General features: G+C 39.1%; 17 protein-coding genes, 1 tRNA gene and 1 other annotated feature. Of the genes, 3 read left to right on the top strand and 15 right to left on the bottom strand.

Annotated elements, in window-relative coordinates; all coding sequences use genetic code 11:
* Positions 1-5 precede the first annotated feature (5 nt).
* Positions 6-488 carry an SAG1386/EF1546 family surface-associated protein gene (locus ACXYSK_RS00980; RefSeq protein WP_458624739.1) on the bottom strand — a complete coding sequence of 161 codons (483 nt, stop codon included), beginning with the start codon at positions 486-488 and terminating at the stop codon, positions 6-8.
* Between the two features lie 45 nt (positions 489-533).
* On the opposite strand from ACXYSK_RS00980, the gene ACXYSK_RS00975 reads away from it, so the two are divergent.
* A complete protein-coding gene (locus ACXYSK_RS00975) occupies positions 534-737 on the top strand; it encodes a ferredoxin (protein WP_458624738.1) in 204 nt (67 codons plus the stop codon).
* A 208-nt stretch (positions 738-945) separates the two neighbouring features.
* On the opposite strand, the gene galE is transcribed toward ACXYSK_RS00975, so the two are convergent.
* The 5 genes from galE to ACXYSK_RS00950 all read right to left on the bottom strand — a co-directional run bounded on the left by galE (position 946) and on the right by ACXYSK_RS00950 (position 7,082).
* The gene (gene galE, locus ACXYSK_RS00970) at positions 946-1,965 is read right to left on the bottom strand and encodes a UDP-glucose 4-epimerase GalE (RefSeq protein ID WP_458624737.1); all 1,020 of its coding nucleotides are present in this window, start codon (positions 1,963-1,965) and stop codon (positions 946-948) included.
* A gap of 100 nt (positions 1,966-2,065) precedes the next feature.
* Complete coding sequence (locus tag ACXYSK_RS00965; protein ID WP_458624736.1) at positions 2,066-3,166, bottom strand: NAD(P)/FAD-dependent oxidoreductase; 1,101 nt, start codon at positions 3,164-3,166, stop codon at positions 2,066-2,068.
* 16 nt (positions 3,167-3,182) lie between these two features.
* Positions 3,183-3,980, bottom strand: coding sequence for a Nif3-like dinuclear metal center hexameric protein (locus ACXYSK_RS00960; RefSeq protein WP_458624735.1), 798 nt, complete (start codon positions 3,978-3,980; stop codon positions 3,183-3,185).
* The gene (locus ACXYSK_RS00955; protein ID WP_458624734.1) at positions 3,967-4,644 is read right to left on the bottom strand and encodes a tRNA (adenine(22)-N(1))-methyltransferase; all 678 of its coding nucleotides are present in this window, start codon (positions 4,642-4,644) and stop codon (positions 3,967-3,969) included. Before ACXYSK_RS00955 ends, ACXYSK_RS00960 begins: the two co-directional genes overlap by 14 nt.
* 101 nt (positions 4,645-4,745) lie before the next feature.
* Positions 4,746-7,082, bottom strand: coding sequence for a cation-translocating P-type ATPase (locus tag ACXYSK_RS00950; RefSeq protein ID WP_458624733.1), 2,337 nt, complete (start codon positions 7,080-7,082; stop codon positions 4,746-4,748).
* 131 nt (positions 7,083-7,213) lie between these two features.
* On the opposite strand from ACXYSK_RS00950, the gene ACXYSK_RS00945 reads away from it, so the two are divergent.
* Both ACXYSK_RS00945 and ACXYSK_RS00940 read left to right on the top strand, forming a co-directional pair.
* Positions 7,214-7,963: a lysophospholipid acyltransferase family protein gene (locus ACXYSK_RS00945; protein WP_303943889.1), complete on the top strand. Its 750-nt coding sequence runs from the start codon at positions 7,214-7,216 to the stop codon at positions 7,961-7,963.
* Positions 7,964-8,070: 107 nt separating this feature from the next.
* Positions 8,071-8,143 (top strand) — tRNA-Thr (locus ACXYSK_RS00940).
* Positions 8,144-8,437: 294 nt separating this feature from the next.
* Here the strand turns inward: ACXYSK_RS00940 and pyk are convergent.
* The 9 genes from pyk to pgdA form a co-directional block, all read right to left on the bottom strand.
* Positions 8,438-9,943 (bottom strand): pyruvate kinase, encoded by a 1,506-nt coding sequence (gene pyk, locus ACXYSK_RS00935; protein WP_006149824.1) that lies wholly within the window; start codon positions 9,941-9,943, stop codon positions 8,438-8,440.
* A 66-nt stretch (positions 9,944-10,009) separates the two neighbouring features.
* Complete coding sequence (gene pfkA / locus ACXYSK_RS00930; RefSeq protein WP_016465590.1) at positions 10,010-11,017, bottom strand: 6-phosphofructokinase; 1,008 nt, start codon at positions 11,015-11,017, stop codon at positions 10,010-10,012.
* 81 nt (positions 11,018-11,098) lie between these two features.
* Positions 11,099-14,200, bottom strand: coding sequence for a DNA polymerase III subunit alpha (locus tag ACXYSK_RS00925; protein WP_458624732.1), 3,102 nt, complete (start codon positions 14,198-14,200; stop codon positions 11,099-11,101).
* A gap of 157 nt (positions 14,201-14,357) precedes the next feature.
* Positions 14,358-14,792 (bottom strand): hypothetical protein, encoded by a 435-nt coding sequence (locus ACXYSK_RS00920; protein WP_458624731.1) that lies wholly within the window; start codon positions 14,790-14,792, stop codon positions 14,358-14,360.
* Positions 14,793-15,001: 209 nt separating this feature from the next.
* Positions 15,002-15,382 carry a lactoylglutathione lyase gene (gene gloA, locus ACXYSK_RS00915; RefSeq protein ID WP_458624730.1) on the bottom strand — a complete coding sequence of 127 codons (381 nt, stop codon included), beginning with the start codon at positions 15,380-15,382 and terminating at the stop codon, positions 15,002-15,004.
* A gap of 56 nt (positions 15,383-15,438) precedes the next feature.
* Positions 15,439-15,798, bottom strand: coding sequence for a 50S ribosomal protein L20 (rplT, locus tag ACXYSK_RS00910; RefSeq protein ID WP_458624729.1), 360 nt, complete (start codon positions 15,796-15,798; stop codon positions 15,439-15,441).
* 50 nt (positions 15,799-15,848) lie between these two features.
* Positions 15,849-16,049, bottom strand: a complete 201-nt coding sequence (rpmI, locus tag ACXYSK_RS00905; protein ID WP_003003453.1) for a 50S ribosomal protein L35 — start codon at positions 16,047-16,049, stop codon at positions 15,849-15,851.
* 33 nt (positions 16,050-16,082) lie between these two features.
* Entirely contained in the window at positions 16,083-16,613 is a 531-nt protein-coding gene (gene infC / locus ACXYSK_RS00900) for a translation initiation factor IF-3 (RefSeq protein ID WP_006149857.1), read from the bottom strand.
* A 15-nt stretch (positions 16,614-16,628) separates the two neighbouring features.
* Positions 16,629-16,759, bottom strand: a sequence feature (ribosomal protein L20 leader region).
* Positions 16,760-16,866: 107 nt separating this feature from the next.
* Positions 16,867-18,261, bottom strand: coding sequence for a peptidoglycan-N-acetylglucosamine deacetylase PgdA (pgdA, locus tag ACXYSK_RS00895; RefSeq protein ID WP_458624728.1), 1,395 nt, complete (start codon positions 18,259-18,261; stop codon positions 16,867-16,869).
* Positions 18,262-18,294: the final 33 nt, after the last annotated feature.

The following is an 18,294-nucleotide window of genomic DNA, read 5'->3' as shown; positions in this document are numbered from 1 at the left end:
CACTCCTATCTTGTCTTAAGGACATCACCAGGATTTGCAAACCAAGTCCCAGTAGACATATGACCAGGATTCAAAGCTTCAAGTTGAGCAATAGAAATCCCCGCTCGAGCTGCAATCGCTGCTTCCCCTTCTCCTGGCAAAACTGTAATAGTTCCTTCAGAATCAGTATGCGCCTCTGTACGTTCTTGTTGAGTTGTCTCTGCTTCTGTTGACTGAGCAGTAGTAGCCACTGTTGTAACTTCTTCTACTTTTGGATCTGAAGAATCATAAAAATCTTTCAATGTCGAAGTGCGGTCACTTCCACCAGATGATAAGTAAACTAGTACGACTATCATCCCAACAACAATCACAAAGAAAATAATTGCTAAAACAGTTAAAATATGATTAGCCAAGATACCTGAATCATATTGATTACGATGGCGACGTTCTGTTCTTGTTTCTTCTTCCTGGTTTTCATAAATATCTTCTTGCCACGGTTCCTTTTCCATACCTTACTCCTTGAGTTTTTTTTAATTTCTTATTACAATATAAATATGAAAATTACGCTTATACCTGAACGTTGCATTGCCTGTGGGCTTTGCCAAACTTATTCGGATTTATTTGATTACCATGATAATGGCATCGTCCGTTTTTTCGATGATCCTGAACAATTAGAGAGAGAAATCCCTTCTAGCGCCAATATTTTAGAAGCCGTTAAAAATTGCCCTACTCGTGCTCTAATCAAAGATGAATCTTAAATTGTTGTGGAGTATAGACTTCTATTTTCCACTCCCTCTAGTTTAGCATATTTTTATAGAAATTTATAGTCTTTTTACAGACTTATTTTATTCTATTTTAATTGTTCGTTAAACATTTTTATAACTGATGGATTTTTAGTTGCTATTTTCTATTGATTGTTAAAAAAGAGGAATTTCTTCCTCTTTTTTCTATAATACCTCTTTTTATTTAATCTTCAAATCCATTTGGATGCTGACTTTGCCAACGCCATGCATCCTCACACATCTCTGTAATACCAAGTTCTGCTTCCCAACCGAGCTCTGCCTTAGCTTTTGCTGGATCTGAGTAGCAAGCTGCAATATCACCTGGGCGGCGTTCAACAATTCGGTAAGGAATTGGGCGACCAACAGCTTTTTCCATATTTTGGATAATTTCAAGAACAGAGTAACCTTTTCCTGTACCAAGATTATAAATATTTAGACCTGAACCCTTTTGAAGTTTCTTAAGTGCTGCAACGTGTCCTTTCGCAAGATCAACAACGTGGATATAGTCACGTACACCTGTTCCATCTTCAGTATCGTAGTCATCTCCAAATACTTGAACTTGTTCCAACTTACCAACTGCAACTTGTGTCACATATGGCAAAAGGTTGTTTGGAATACCGTTTGGATTTTCACCTAAGTCACCACTCTTATGGGCTCCAATTGGGTTGAAATAACGAAGCAACACAACGTTCCATTCTGAATCGGCTTTATAGATATCTGTCAAGATTTCTTCAAGCATTAGCTTGGTACGACCATAAGGGTTAGTAGCTGAAAGTGGGAAATCTTCTAAGATTGGAACTGTATGAGGATCTCCATATACTGTTGCTGATGAGCTAAAGATGATATTTTTACAATTTGTCTCTTCCATGACTTTCAAGAGACTGAGAGTACCTGCAATATTGTTATCATAGTATGCTAGTGGTATACGTGTAGATTCCCCTACAGCCTTCAAACCAGCAAAATGAATCACTCCTGTTGGTTCTTCATTTCTGAAAATATCACGAAGAGTTTCAGTATCACGAATGTCTGCTTCATAGAAAGGAATTTCTACGCCAGTAATTCTTTCCACCACTTCTAAGCTTTTACGGCTACTGTTTACCAAATTATCCACGACAACTACTTGGTGTCCGGCTTGAACCAATTCAATAACAGTGTGAGTTCCGATGAAACCTGCTCCACCTGTAACCAGAATTTTTTCTTGCATTTTATTTCCTCAATTCTTGGATTATTTTTTTCATTTTACCATTTTTGATAGGGAAAGTCATTTACTTTCCTAAGACTACCGTAAAAACTAGGTAAAAGATTTACGATTGTTTCTCTTTAATATATCTCTCAGTTGGATAATCTGCTGGATCCAATACTCCACTTCTTCCTTGAAGCATTTGAGCTAGGTGATAACCGATAATAGGACCAGTCGTTAACCCTGAAGATCCTAGACCACTTGCTGTATAGACTTCTGATAAATTTGGGACCAGTCCGAAAAATGGAGAAAAGTCACTCGTATAAGCTCGAATTCCTACACGTTCTCCACTAATCATTGCACCTTTTAAGCTAGGATAAAATAGACTTGCTGCTTCTTCCATTTGAAGGAGTAACTTCTCATCAACAGTCAAATCAAATCCCATGTCATTTTCATGGGTAGCCCCTAAAGATAATTTACCGCCTGGAAATGGTATCAAATCCCACTCTCCTTCTGGCATAACTACAGGGTAGGCTCCCATGTCTTGTGGCACTTGATAATCTCTAAGTTGTCCTTTTTGAGGACGAACATCAACCTCATAGCCTAAAGGCTCTAACATGTGTCCAAGCCAAGCTCCTGTGGACAAGATAACTTGGTCAAACACTTGGTTGCCTATTTGATAACCCGATGATAGAGGTTTTAGACTGACCTCTTTCTTTATGACCTTAACCTGACTTGCTTCAAGTAAACGACTGACTATAAGTTGCCCATCTACTCGAGCTCCTCCAGAAGCATAGAGCAATCTCTCAAATCCCTCTAATCCAGGGAATAGGTTACTTGTAGTAGCTTGGTCCAAAATGGCTAATTCGCCAATTAAGGGAGATTCATCCCTACGTTGCAAGGCTAAGTCATAGAGTTCTTCGAGCTTGGAATCATCTTTTTTGAGAATTAAGACTCCTGAGCGCTGGTAGAAATCAACCTTTTGACCAGATTTTTCTAAATCAGCCAATAAATCCACATAAAAATCCGCTCCCAAGCGAGCCATCTTGTACCAAGCTTTATTACGTCGTTTAGAGAACCAAGGACTAATGATTCCTGCAGCTGCCTTGGTCGCTTGGCCGTATCCATGATCAAAGACAGTTACTTCGATATCTGCTTCTTTAGAGAGGTAGTAGGCGGCCGTTGCCCCTACAATCCCTGCTCCTACAATGGCAACTTTTTTCATTTTTTATACCTTCTAATTAGATATGGTGGAAAGGATTGGTCGATGCCTGACTTGCGATAACTTCGAGAGACCAAGCATTCTCTTTCTTCCATTCGTTCAAGAGCTCTGCAATTTTTTCGATAAAAAGCACTTCGATATAGTGTCCCGGATCTAGAACTAACAAACCATCTGACAGCATATCTTGGGCAGTGTGGTAGTATATGTCTCCAGTAATGTAGACATCCGCTCCTTTTGCTAAAGCATCAGGATAGAATGATTGACCACTTCCACCACAGATAGCCACTCTTGAGATGGTTTTTTGCAAATCGCTCTCTTTATAATACACCATACGGAGACTATCTAGACCAAAGACTTCCTTAACATAGTCAGCAAATTCCTTAAATGTTTGAGGTCTAATAGCTCCAATACGGCCAATCCCACGTTCAGGATCTGTTTCCTGCAGATAAGTTGTATCCTCAATACCCAATAGTTGGCAGAACCAATCATTAAGACCATTTTCAACAATATCTATATTAGTATGACTGACGTAGACGGCAATATCGTGCTTGATGAGATTGATGTAAATCTGATTTTGAGGACGACTAGCTACCAAATCCTTGATCGGACGAAAGATAGGGGCGTGCTTAACGATAATCAAATCAACACCCATTTCAATAGCTTCAGCGACTGTCTCTTCACGGATATCAAGAGCAACCATGATTTTTTGGATATCCTTATCTAGAGTGCCAATTTGCAGACCACGACTATCACCTTCCATAGAAAATTCTTGTGGGCAATAGGCTTCATAACGCTTAATCACTTCACTTGCTTTCATGGAGCACCTCCTTGATGGCTTGAATTTTATCTGCTAGAACCTGACGTTCTTCTTGATTTTTTTCTGGAATTTGACTAAGGGCAAACTCAAGCTTAGCAGCTTCTTTTTTCCATTTTTGGATGAAGACTGGACTGCCTTCTTTGGACAAGAAGAGGCCAAACCGAACATCAGTGGCTGATAGCTTCATTTCGCCAGCTTCTGCAACTATGATCTCATAGAATTTCCCAGCTTCTTCTAGGATACTTTCTGCTATGATTTGAAAACCATGCTCTTGTAGCCAACTACGTAACTCGTCTTCACGATTATTCGGTTGAAGAATCAAACGCTCAACATTGGCTAGTTTACCTAATCCCTCTTCCAAAATCGTAGCAATCAAACGACCACCCATTCCAGCAATAGTGATGACAGAGACCTGGTCACTTTCTTCGAAAGCTGCTAAACCATTGGCTAAACGAACCTGAATTTTCTCAGTCAAACCATGACTTTCAACATTTGTAACTGCAGATTGATAGGGACCTTCTACAACTTCTCCTGCAATAGCTCGTTCGATATGACCCTTTTCAACTAATTCAATCGGTAAATAAGCATGGTCGCTCCCAACATCAAGTAAAACGGCTCCTTGCGGAACAAAAGAAGCTACCGTTTCTAACCTCTTTGAAATCATCTTCTCTCACTTTCCAAAAGTCTATTTCCCTTTATTATACCATATTTTATCTAGCAATCCTGTACCTAAAAAAGACCGCAATCAAGGATTGCAGCCTTTCTTTATCTTCTAGCTTGATAACGACTTGTCAGGATGAAAATGACAGCAAATATGACCATCATAATGCCATAGACAGGTAATGTTTGTCCTGTAAGTGTTGAAATTTCAAGCAATTTTTGGATTCTTGGGAATAGAGCTGTTCCAAGGAAGCCACCAACTGACCAAATAATCAAGAGAACACGCCACAGACTAAATGGCAAGCAAGCTCTAACTACTGACATGAAACCAATCGATGCTAGTAGATAATACAGAAGAGTCGAAATTTCAATGGCTGACCAGCCTTGACTTGTTCCAAAAATTTTAATAAATAGAACGCTAAAGACTACCATCAAGGCACTTGGTAAAGCACGAAGCATGGACTTTCTGAGGAAGTTTTGTTCCACAGGTTTGATATTTCGTTCAAAGGTCAATACGAACGGCGGGAAACCTTCCACAAACTGGTCAATCATGGTAATCTGAATCGGGATAAACGGGAAAATCAAAATCCATTCAGTACGACCTAACAATGCACTTGCAATACAGATGATTGCCAATAAGAATGAATAGATGGTCTTAATCAAGAAAATTGGAGCAATGTGAGCAATATTATTAACTACACGACGACCCTCAAAGAGTATCTCAGGAACATCATTAAAGTCTGAGTTCAAGAGAACCAGATTTGCAATCTGACGAGTCGCTGGATCTCCTTCAGCCATCACGATGGAACAATCTGCCTCGCGGAGAGCAAGGATATCATTGACACCATCTCCTGTCATGGCAGTCGTATGACCTGCTTTTTTCAGAGTTTGAATAATCAATTTCTTTTGATGAGGAGAGACACGTCCAAAAATCGCTGTCTCCTCAGCCATGGCAACCAACTCTTCATCAGTAATTTTCGAGCAATCTACATAGCTGTGGTAATCTGCAAAACCAGCTTTTTGAGCAATACTTGAAACGGTAACTGGATTATCACCAGAGATAATTTTCAGCCCAACTTCCTGAGAACGAAGATAGTCTAAAGTTTCAGCAGCCCCTTCTCGAATTGGATCCAGAATCTCAAGCAAAGCCAAGGCCTGCATATCCGATGGTTTCTGCGGTTTATGGTGATCAAGTTTTTCTTGACTGAGGGCCAGAACCAAGACACGAGACCCGCGTTCAAGAGCTTCCCTAGCTTCAGGAACTTCAGCATCCAACAACATCTCAGGTGCACCTAGGAAAACAGTTCCGAGACCTTCCAATTCCATCGCTCCCCATTTTCGATCACTAGAAAATGGAAGACTAGAAATCATCGGATAGGCTACCTCTCCCGCAAAACGCTTTCGAATAGCTTGAGCAGTTGGATTTTTATCCTCACTGTGTGCCATATAGCTGGTTAGTATTTTTGCAATAGCATCCTTGTCATAAGCCTGGGTCAGAGGAAGAACAGTCTCAACCTGCATCTTCCCTTGAGTAATGGTACCTGTTTTATCCAAACAAAGCATATCCACGCGTGCAAGGGTTTCAACAGAATACATCTCCTGCACCAAGACCTTCTTCAAACCTAGCTTGATAACAGCGGTTAAAAGAGAGGTAATGGTCAAAAGTGCGATTCCCTTAGGCAACATCCCCAAAAGAGCTGTAGAAGAATTCACTACAGAAGATTTAAGGGGTAAACCTTTTAAGACCAAAGCTTCAAGCAAGAGGGCAATTCCAAATGGAATGATGATTTTCCCAGTAAAGCCTGCAAGTTGATCAAGTGATTTCATGATACGGGAATTGATTGGTTTAACGGTCTTAGCTTCAAGCATGAGTTTAGCAGCATAGTTGTCTGCTCCAACATGATGAACCTGTGCAAAGACAGACCCACTTGCAAGAAAGCTTCCTGACAGTATCAAGTCTTCGACTTCTTTTTGTACCAGGTCACTCTCGCCTGTTAACATGGCTTCATTGACTTCTGCAAAGCCTTCTAATACAATCGCATCACTTGGAATCTGATCCCCTGCAGACAAGCGTATCACATCATCCAAAATAAGCTCTTCAGGGTCCAAAGCGATCTCTTGTCCATCACGAATAGTCGTAATCTTTTCTTTATTCAAGAGATTGAGTTTATCAACCATATGCTTGGCACGTAATTCAGTTACAATTCCTGAAAAAGCATTAAAACAGATAACCGCAAAGAAGACCAAGTTGCTCCATGCTTGAACAAAAGCGAGTGCTAAGGCGATGGCAAAGTTTAATGCATTGAATAAAGTAAAGACATTTCGCTTTATAATCTGCCAGGTACTCGTACTAGCTGAAGCTTTGAAATCATTGACCTGTCCCTGTTTCTGACGATCTTTAACTTCTGATTGGCTTAAGCCCAACATTTTATTTTTATCCATAAATTCTATCATATCATTTTTTTTTAAATAATTCTAATTTCAAATAAAGAGCTTTTCAGCCTTTACAAAAAACATTTGCCTGTCCTACTATGATAGGGTATAATAAAAGAAAGAAAACTGAAGGAGACACCATGTTTTATACTTATCTACGTGGGCTAGTTATGTTGATTTTATGGTCGATCAATGGAAATGCTCACTTTCACAATACTGAAAAAATTCCAAGTTTAGATGAGAACTATATCCTTGTTGCCCCACACCGTACTTGGTGGGATCCAGTCTACATGGCTTTTGCAACAAAACCGAAACAATTTGTCTTTATGGCCAAAAAAGAACTCTTTTCAAATCGTATCTTTGGTTGGTGGATTCGCATGTGTGGCGCCTTCCCGATTGACCGAGAAAATCCAAATTCTTCTGCCATCAAGTATCCAATCAATGTTCTTAAAAAAAGTAATCGTTCACTGATTATGTTTCCAAGCGGTAGTCGTCATTCCAATGATGTTAAGGGTGGTGTAGCTCTCATTGCAAAGATGGCCAAAGTTCGCATCATGCCTGTTACCTATACTGGTCCTATGACTCTAAAAGGGCTTGTCAGCCGTGAACGTATTGATATGAACTTCGGAAATCCTATTGATATCTCTGATATTAAAAAGATGAATGATGAAGGAATTGAGATGGTTGCAGACCGTATCCAATCTGAATTCCAGCGTCTAGATGAAGAAACAAAACAATGGCACAATAACAAAAAACCAAATCCACTCTGGTGGTTCATCCGTATCCCTGCACTACTTCTCGCAATTATTATCGGAATTCTGACAATTCTCTTTACCTTTGTAGCAAGTTTTGTTTGGGACCCAGACAAAAAGAGAAAACAACTACAATAATCCAATCTTCACAAGCCTAAGTTGATTACTTGGGCTTTTTTCAATGAGTTAAGATACTCTTCAACATATTGACAAAAGCCTAAATCTATAGTATACTTTCTAGGTAAGCTGATTTAGCTCAGTAGGCAGAGCGCATCCATGGTAAGGATGAGGTCGCCGGTTCGATCCCGGCAATTAGCATTATTTATCAGTTCCTTTTTTAGGAACTGTTTTTTCTTGACAAAGTATTGCCCCTATAGTAAAATAAAATCTGCGATGAGTCGATATGTAGCGAGAGCTACAATTGCGCAAAGGAGGTCATTAACGCAGGAGCGGACCTTGAGAAATTGTGTGAACCGGTTTCTCACATGGAGATGCCTCTCATGCTTTCTGGTTTTCCAGAAAGCTTTTTTTAAAATCTTTTATAGTTCAGATAGAAAAAAAAGCCTATCACCCAAGCGCGAACGCTTGATGTGATAGGTTTTTATTTTTTGATTAACGTACAGTACGGATACGCATAGTGTTTGTACGAACTGCTTCACCAAGTGGCACACCTGCTACGATAACGATATCGTCACCAGATTGTACAAGACCTGCTTCAACTGCTTTACGTTCAGCAATTTCAAACATGTCATCAGTTGATGATGGAGTTTCTGTCAACATTGGGATAACACCCCAGTTCAACATCAATCCACGTTCTGTCAATTCGTCAAATGTCAATGCCAAGATATCAGCATTTGGACGGTATTTAGAAATCAAACGTGCTGTGTGACCAGTCTTAGTAAGAGTTACAACCAATTTGATGTCCATTGAGTTTGTAGCATCTTTAACTGCTGAAGCCATAACTTCTGTCTTAGAGTTACGTTCAAATGAATCTGAGTTCAAACGTCCGTATTCGTTAAGAAGAGTTTGAGCGTTCTTGTCGATTGTAGCCATTGTACGAACAGACTCAAGTGGGTATTTACCATTTGCAGACTCACCTGAAAGCATAGTAGCGTCAGTTCCGTCGATAACAGCATTAAATACGTCTGATACTTCTGAACGAGTTGCACGTGGTTTTTCAGTCATTGTTTCAAGCATGTTTGTTGCAGTGATAACAACTTTACCAGCAGCGTTTACTTTAGTGATGATCATTTTTTGGTAAACTGGAACCATTTCGAATGGTACTTCGATACCCATGTCACCACGAGCGATCATGATACCGTCAGCAGCTTCAATGATTTCGTCCAAGTTATCGATACCTTGTTGGTTTTCAATTTTAGCGAACAATTGAACATGACCGTTACCAGTTTCTTCACAGATAGCACGAACTTCGTTCACGTCTTTTGCAGTACGTACGAATGAAATCGCGATGAAGTTGATACCTTGTTCAAGACCGAAGCGGATATCAGCGTTATCACGTTCAGCAAGAGCTGGGAAAGGAATTTTTGTGTTAGGGATGTTTACACCTTTTTGTTTAGCGATCACACCGTCGTTTTCAACTTCAACTACAAATTCACGAGTTGCATCGTCTTTTTCTACAACACGAAGACCAAGTTTACCATCGTCAACCAATACTTGGCGACCAACTTCAACGTCATCATAGATGTCAAGAGCTCCAGCAACGTTCAAAGCAATCACTTCACGAGTTGATTTGATTCCTTGTTTAGTTGCAACACGGATTTTTTCACCAGTTTTGTATGAATACTCTTTTGCATCGCCTTCGAACAATTCTGTACGGATTTCTGGTCCTTTAGTATCAAGAAGGAAACCAACTTTTTTACCTGCAAGTTTTTCTGCGAGTTTAACAGTTGCCATACGGTCACCTTGTTCTTGGTGGTCACCGTGTGAGAAGTTGAAACGGAAAGTGTTAGCTCCTGCTTCAATCAATTGAGCAATATTTTTAGCTGAAGCTTCAACGTCAAGTTTTTCACCCCAGTATCCGTCATCACCGAATTTTTTACCACCACGGATTTCTACCGCAGGACCCAAAGTTGCAACGATTTTTACACGTTTGTTCATGATTTTTGTGACTCCTTTATATAATTCGACCTTTTATGGTCATTTTACCAGATTAGTTAAAGTTGATTATGACAAGCTCTTGTTCAAGTCAGAAAGCTCAATATCAGCTTTGTGAGGGTTATTGACAACAATCTTACCATCAGCTGTTAAGCTAAACAAAGCTCCTTCTTCTGCTGTTCCTAGAATTGGATTTTCAACCATTTTCTCGTTACGAATACCGACAGCGACACCACCGATTCCTTGTTTAAGGAGTTTAACAGCGTGTGCACCCATACGTGACGCCAATACACGGTCACGAGCAGTTGGTGAACCACCACGTTGGATGTGACCAAGTTCTGTTACACGAAGGTCACTTGTATCTCCAGCTTCTTTTAGTTTTTGACCAAATTCAGCCGCTGACATAACACCTTCTGCCAAAACGATAATGTTGTGTTTTTTACCGTGTTCATAACCAGCTTTGATACTTGCTACGATATCTTCAAATTTGAAACCTTCTTCAGGGATGATGATTTCGTCAGCACCAGTCGCGATACCTGCCCAAAGAGCGATATCACCTGCGTTACGTCCCATTACTTCAACTACGAAAGTACGACGGTGACTTGATGATGTATCACGAATCTTATCAATCGCGTCCATTGCAGTCGTAACTGCAGTATCAAATCCGATTGTGAAGTCAGTACCTACGATATCGTTATCGATTGTACCTGGAAGTCCAATAGCAGGGAATCCATGCTCAGTCAAGCGCATAGCTCCATGATAAGAACCATCACCACCGATAACTACGACACCTTCGATACCATGTTTTTTCAACTGCTCAATCCCTTTTAGTTGACCTTCAAGTTGTGCAAACTCAGGGTAACGAGCAGAGTGAAGGAAAGTACCACCACGTGAAATGATGTCTCCCACTGAAGCAGCATCAAGTGGATAAATCTCACCAGCAACCATACCAGCGTATCCATCATAGATACCAAATACTTCCATTCCTTCTGAGATTGCTTGACGAACAACTGCACGGATAGCAGCATTCATACCAGGGGCGTCTCCACCACTAGTCAAAACAGCAATACGTTTCATTTAGTTTTGCTCCTTTTTCTTTTAACATTCTAACTGATTATACCATATTTAAAGTTAAAATTCTTTTATTTTCATTGATTTTTAACGATAAATCGTTTTCATTGTCATTTGACTTAAAGATTCTTGTAAGCTTGCGTCTTTTGCTACAAAATAACCTGGCAAAAGGACATTTTTTTGTTCATCCTCATAGCGAATAACGACAGGAATTTGTCCCTTGTATTGCTCTAAAATATGATAAATTTCAGAATCATGGTTATGATTAGCAACTTGAATCCAAAAACGTTCACTCACTGCTTCTTTTAGATTATTTAACACTAATTGAAGACGACCATCTCTTGCCTGTACTTTTCCATTTAGGTAGTAAAATCTTCCTTCATGTAAGAGATTTTTAAATTGGCGATACTGATCAGAAAAAACAGTAACTTCCAAATTTGTCTTACTATCACTTACTTTCAAAAAGGCCATATTTTCACCTTTTTTAGTTCGAATCACTCGGATAGATTGAACCTCAACAAGCACTGTGGCTGTCTGTCCTTCAGAAAGTTCAGCCAAACTCACAATTGGATACAAGGGATTCTTTGCTAAGACCAACAATGGATGTTGACTAACTCCAACTCCTAACCATTCTTGTTCTTTTTTGAATTTTTCAATATTAGAGAAATCCTCTGTATCTGTCCAGCTATAGCTAGAATCAGCAAAGAGGCTACCTAACTCTTCTACAAAAATAAATAGAGTTGGTAGATTTGCTAAAATCTTTTGCCGATTTTTATCAAATCCATCAAAGAGGCCAACTTCTACTAAAGGAGTTAGGAGGCTTAGTTTCTGATAATTTTTGGGGAGTCGTGTGACAAAATCTTCGACACTGCTAAAAGGACGATTCTCGATTATCCAATAAGCAAAGTCACGAGGCATTCCCTTAATACTTTTAAGCCCCAAATACACCGTCTTATCTGTCAGTTTATCCTGATATGGAATTGTATTGATCGAAAGAGGAACCAGTTCAAATCCCAGTTCAAGCGCATCGAGAATATAATCTCCACTCGCATAATTGAGCATGACCTGATAAAAGATAGCAGGGTAATGTGTTTTAAAGTAGGCAAGCTGAAAAGCTAAAGCTGCATATGCATAAGCATGCGAACGGTTAAAACCGTAACCAGCAAATTTTTCCATGACAGCAAAAACTTCTTGAGCCTGTTCTTTGCTATGCCCATTTTCAAGTGCACCTTGGATAAAACTCTCCTCCATTCGATGCATCTCGGTAGCATTCTTTTTTCCCATAGCACGACGCAAGATATCGGCTTTTCCAAGACTGAAACCTGCATAGCGTTGAGCTACTTGCATCACCTGTTCTTGGTAAAGCATGATGCCATAAGTCGGAGCCAAAATATCTTCTAGCACAGGGTCCAGAACTGTCACCTTTTCTTTACCATGTTTTCGAGCCACAAAGTTATCGATATAGTCACTCGCACCTGGTCTGTTGAGGGAAGTCGTTGCCACTACTTCTTCAAAGCTTTCTGGTTTCACGCGCTTCAATAAGCGAATGGCACCAGGTTGTTCAAACTGAAAGATCCCCTTAGTTTTGCCAGCTGCAAAGAGGGTTAAAGTTTCTTTATCCTCAAGGTCTATATCCTCAATCCTTAGCTGAATTCCTTGAGTTTCATATAAGAGCTCCTGCATTTTTTGAGCAAAGGTTAGGTTTCGAAGACCCAAGAAGTCCATCTTGAGCAAACCATTTCCTTCAACTCCATGGGCATCATACTGGGTAATCAGCATATCCTCTCCATACTTGAGCGGAATATAATCTGTTAGATTTTTATCACTGATAACGACACCAGCTGCATGGATAGAAGTTTGTCGAGGATAGCCTTCTATCTTCTTAGCAATTTCAAAAGCCTTTTGGTACTCCATCTTACTCTGAATAAGTTGTCTAAAACCTAGATTGCCTTCATAAGCTGTAGTAAGAGTATCTTTAGATCCTATTTTTTTCGTAATGGCCGTCAATTCGTACTCAGGGACACCATACCGTTTAAAAATATCTCGTATGGCCTGCTTAGCACCAAAGGTCGAGTAAGTGACAATCTGCGCAGCGTGGATACTACCATAACGATCACGAACATAACGAATAAACTCAGGTCGATAGATATCTGGAATATCAATATCGATATCTGGCATGGTATAACGTTCTCGATTCAAGAAACGTTCAAAGATGAGATTCTTAGCTACAGGATCAATCCCTGTAATATCTAAAGCGTAAGCTACTAAACTTCCTACCGCAGAACCACGTCCCATTCCCATGTAATATCCCTGAGACCGACCAAAACGCAATAGGTCCCAGACAACTAAAAAATAGTCATCGAATCCCATATCATGAATCACAGATAGCTCTTCTTCTAAACGATTCTGATAGACAAAATCTAGCAAGCCTTTTTGCTCCAAGCCCTTAACAGCTCTCTCCCTTAATTCCTCAACAGCTGGTCTCTCCGGATTAAAACGAGGAAGCTTGAGACTACTATCAATCTCGTAGGAAGTCCCCTTGGTCAATCTTGCTAGGTTTTCGAGTGCTTGTGGAAACTTCTCCTGAAAAACCTGTTCTAAACGGTCAGCAGGCAAAAACAAGCCCTGTTGAGATTGAACATCAACCTCCCTCAAGGTCACGTTTTCCTTAATCGCTTTAAGCATCTGTAGGGCTTCCAAATCCTCAGGTTCGAAAGAATTAACACGATAAAGCGGGAGGATGGGGTGAGAAAAATTGGATTGAGGTGTATCTGGATAAACTCCGATATAATAGCCATGCTCCAAATCTAAGCCAACAATCTCAGGATAATAGGGAACAATGACACAGATATCCTCCAGGTAAGGAGAAAAGTCAGTCCAATCTTTTTTACCTGTCATCTTTAAAGACGACAGCTTCATCAAGTTTCGATAGCCACGATTTGACAGGGCTAGAAAACGTAGATTGATCCATTCATCTTGATGATGAACAGTCATCTCAAGACCTAATAAAGGCTGAATCTCCTGTTTCTGGCATTCTTTGATAAAATAATAGGCTCCATAGAGATTGTCTTCATCCATGATTCCAAGTGATGAATAACCATATTCCTTCCCTTGACTGACATATCTCTTAATCGAAACCATGCTCTCCATGAAACTATAGACAGTTTTGGTATCCAGTTGGGCAATCATTCTTTCTCACCTCCCTTATTCTTTCTCTATTATACCATTTAAAAAATAGAAAAACAGATACTTTTGTTCTTATCAAACTAAAAAACCACAGCCTTAAATGCTATGGTTTTATGATATGAAATAAGTTCGAAGAAGAGTTGCGCCTAGCTTTTTTAATTTAATTACTTGTATCTTTCGTTAAAAATATACCGATTAAAACTAGAACTAGGGAGAGAAAAGGAAAAATCCTAAAAATCTGCCAATCCGGGTCGAATGCCAAAAGTCCTGAAAGCAAATAAAATCCTGCACTTGTATACAAGACAGTTTTATTTACTTTCTTGATTCCTATCTGTGTTAAGACAGTTGCTATAGCGTAAGCAATTAAATTAGGACCTAGAAAAATCAAGAATACAATTCCCCATGGACCAGCAACTAAAGCAATAGATATAAATAGAAGAATATAGGTAAGAGCCAAATAAAATGAGAAAGATAGAAGAATCGAGGGTTTCTTGACTGCTTTTGGACCATTCTGCATATCTTCCACCGAATTATTTTCTACAATTAGTTTATCTTCTTCTTTGTTTAGCTCTACATTTGGTTTTTGGTCTGACATCTTTTTCTCCCTCTAATTTGTTAAGTTATTTTTATTATATCCCAATTTGTCAAATTAAGCTAGATAGAAAAAGCCATCTATATTAGTCTCAGATAAACGCTCACATTTGTCTGAAAGAAACTAACATAAATGACCTACACTACTCCCTATCAAGTTTTTCTGAGACAGGTGAAATTGTCTCGCTCAATTTGACAAATGAGGAGTTTTTATTATTTTTCACGAATCACTTCTACCTTGTATCCATCTGGATCTTTGATAAAGTAATAGTTTGGTTGAGTACCTGGAAGCCCTTTAGGTTCCGTTACTTCATAACCTTTTTCGCTATGTTCTTTGTGAAGAACTTCAAGGTCAGGTGTACTTAGAGCGATGTGAGCAAAGCCGTCACCTACAACATAAGGCCCATGATCATAGTTGTAAGTCAACTCCAATTCATAGTCATCACCGTCAAGACCTAGATAAACAATCGTAAAAGCATAGTCTGGAAAATCCTTACGACGCAATTCCTTAAATCCAAAAGCATCTTGGTAAAAAGCAATTGATTTTTCAAGATTTTCTACTCGCAAGCAAGTATGTAACATTTTTGAAGCCATTTTTTCTCCTTTGTTTAAAAAAGACTGGAACAAACTTGCACCAGTCTTATGAATAATTATTTACCAAGTTTTGCTTTAGCTGCATCTGCAAGAGCTGTGAAAGCTGCTGCGTCGTTAACAGCCAAGTCAGCAAGCATTTTACGGTTAACTTCGATCTCAGCCAATTTCAAACCATACATCAATTGTGAGTATGAAAGTCCGTTCAAACGAGCTGCCGCATTGATACGTGTGATCCACAATTTACGGAAGTCACGTTTCTTTTGACGACGGTCACGGTATGCATAGTAATAAGAGTTCATTACTTGTTCTTTTGCAGTACGGAACAAGATATGTTTAGCTCCATAGTAACCTTTAGCTAATTTAAGAATACGTTTACGACGTTTGCGTGATACAACGCCACCTTTAACACGTGCCATTTATATTTCCTCCAAATATTTCCTAGAATTGTTTACTTACAAATACGCGATTATTTCAAGCGAGTAAGCATTGCTTTGATACGTTTGAAATCTCCTGCATGCACCATAGATGCTTTACGAAGATGACGACGTTGTTTTTTAGTTTTTCCGTGGAAACGGTGAGATGTATAAGCACGGAAACGTTTAAGTCCACCAGAACCTGTACGTTTGAAACGTTTAGCTGATGCGCGGTGTGTTTTTTGTTTTGGCATGATTTTTTCTCCTTTTTTTAACTTTCTGACAGATTATTTCTTGTCAGTTGCTGGTGCCAACTGCATAAACATTTGACGACCATCCATTTTAGCACGTTGTTCGATGATAGCAATATCTTGAGTTGCTTCAGCGAAGTCTGCTAAAACTTTTGCACCAATTTCTTTATGGGTAATCATACGTCCCTTAAAGCGAATAGATACCTTTACTTTGTTTCCTTTTTCAAGGAACTTACGAGCATTGCGAAGTTTAGTTTCGAAGTCACCCTTGTCGATAACTGGGCTCAAACGAACTTCTTTCACGGTCACAACGCTTTGTTTTTTGCGTTGTTCTTTTTGTTTCTTCTGGTACTCAAATTTGAACTTACCGTAGTCCATAATTTTCGCAACAGGAGGTTTAGCTTGAGGCTGAATGAGAACCAAGTCCACGTTAGCTTCATCCGCAAGTGCTTGCGCTTCGCTTAGTGGTTTGATACCCAATTGCTCACCTTCAAGACCGATTAAGCGAACTTCGCGTACACGAATTTCATCATTGATGAATAAGTCTTGCTTTGCTATGGTTTTCACCTCTTTTTTTAGTTTAGAGAAAAACAAGAGCGGACTTGCTAACGCAAATCCGCACTACATGATTATATTTCATTCCTGAAACTTGATCTGTAGGGGCCAGACAACGTTAGTCGCAAGGCGAGAAGTTCTCACTTCTGCTTTTCTCATCTTGTATATGATATCAAGTTTTCCCCTACTTGTCAAGATAAAAATTTATCTTTTTTATTTTTTCTCGATGGAATTTTGATTCAAGTCAGATCCTTAGGTATTGACTCTACTGATTCCGTGAATAGTAAATCTCATGTGGTTTCACATGGTTACCTAGCAATTCAGATACTGTCACAAAGCTATATCCTTGTCCTTGCAGATACTCAATAACTTTTGGCAATGAGTTAACGGATGTTTGATGGATATCATGCATGAGGATGATAGATCCATTTGTCGCTTGACGTTGAATCTCAGTTAAAATAGCAGCCTCATTCTTGCTCTTCCAGTCCAAACTATCAACATTCCACATAATAAAGCTCAAATCCAGGCTGTTGCGGATATCATCTGAAACAGCACCATATGGAGGTCGCATCAATTTTGAACTTGTTCCAAGCACACTAGTAATTGCTGATTCTGTATCCGTAATTTGCTTCTTAGCATCTTCCAATGATAGCTTGGTTAGAACTGGATGATTCCAACTATGGTTTCCAACTTCATGGCCTTCAGACTGCATACGTTTAAGGATTGACTCATTGCCTGCAATATTCTTTCCTTGTACAAAGAAGGTTGCTTTTATTTTGTACTTAGCTAAAATATCCAAGGCTTGTGGTGTTGTATTGCCATCGGGACCATCGTCGAAGGTGAGAGCTACAACTTTTTTATGTTTTTCCTCTTGAACTTTTTTATAAAGTTCAGCATCTTTTTCTGTTAGATATGATGTTTGAATAAAATCAAAGAAATTTGAAATAGGCATTGCTATTTCTTCTATATTGTTAGTTGCTTTGACTGGATAAAGAACCAATTGGCTATCTTTATAGGCAAACTTCCAAGTTGATAATTCTGCCGCTGATAAATCAGCTGAAACTTGATCAACCACTGATTGCTCAACTTGTTTATCCTGAAGAGTAGACTTAAGATCTTCGAGTAATTTTTCCTTAGCTTTGCTTGTATCTGTGAAAAGTTGGTCCAGTGTAAAGACAGAACCATCTTCTTTTAGATAAAGCTGACTGAGTGTGGTATTTTCTAATTCGACAACATTCGAATTTACCAAATTAAAAGCTTGCTTTTTAATCAATCGATTTTCAACCCCAGTTAAAGATGAGTCCCCTTTTTCTGGGTAATAAAAAATCAACTGTTCTTTTCCTTCTACTTTGTCAGTGATATCCTTTACAATCTCATTCTTAACAGAGGAGATAACACTATCTCCAACCATTGGATAATAGGTGATAATCTCTGATTTTTCCTTGCGAAAATGTTCCTTTTGAGTGCCTTGTGAGTAGACTTCATCTTTTTCCTTCTTGAGACTTTCAATCTTTTGTTCGAAAGCATGTTTACTCATCACTTTATAGGTAATTACACTGCCAAGTGCTAACATTGTTATAAATAAAAGCAAGACAAGAGTGCCAAGCTTTTTATTATTTTTCTTCTTTACTTTATTCTGGAGTAATCTCTTTTTTGTCATAGTTTTATCATATCAAATCAGAGCTATAATTTC

It is taken from the genome of Streptococcus sp. V919, assembly GCF_054353475.1.
Note: the sequence above shows the minus strand (reverse complement) of the source record. Positions and strands in the feature narration are given on the sequence as shown.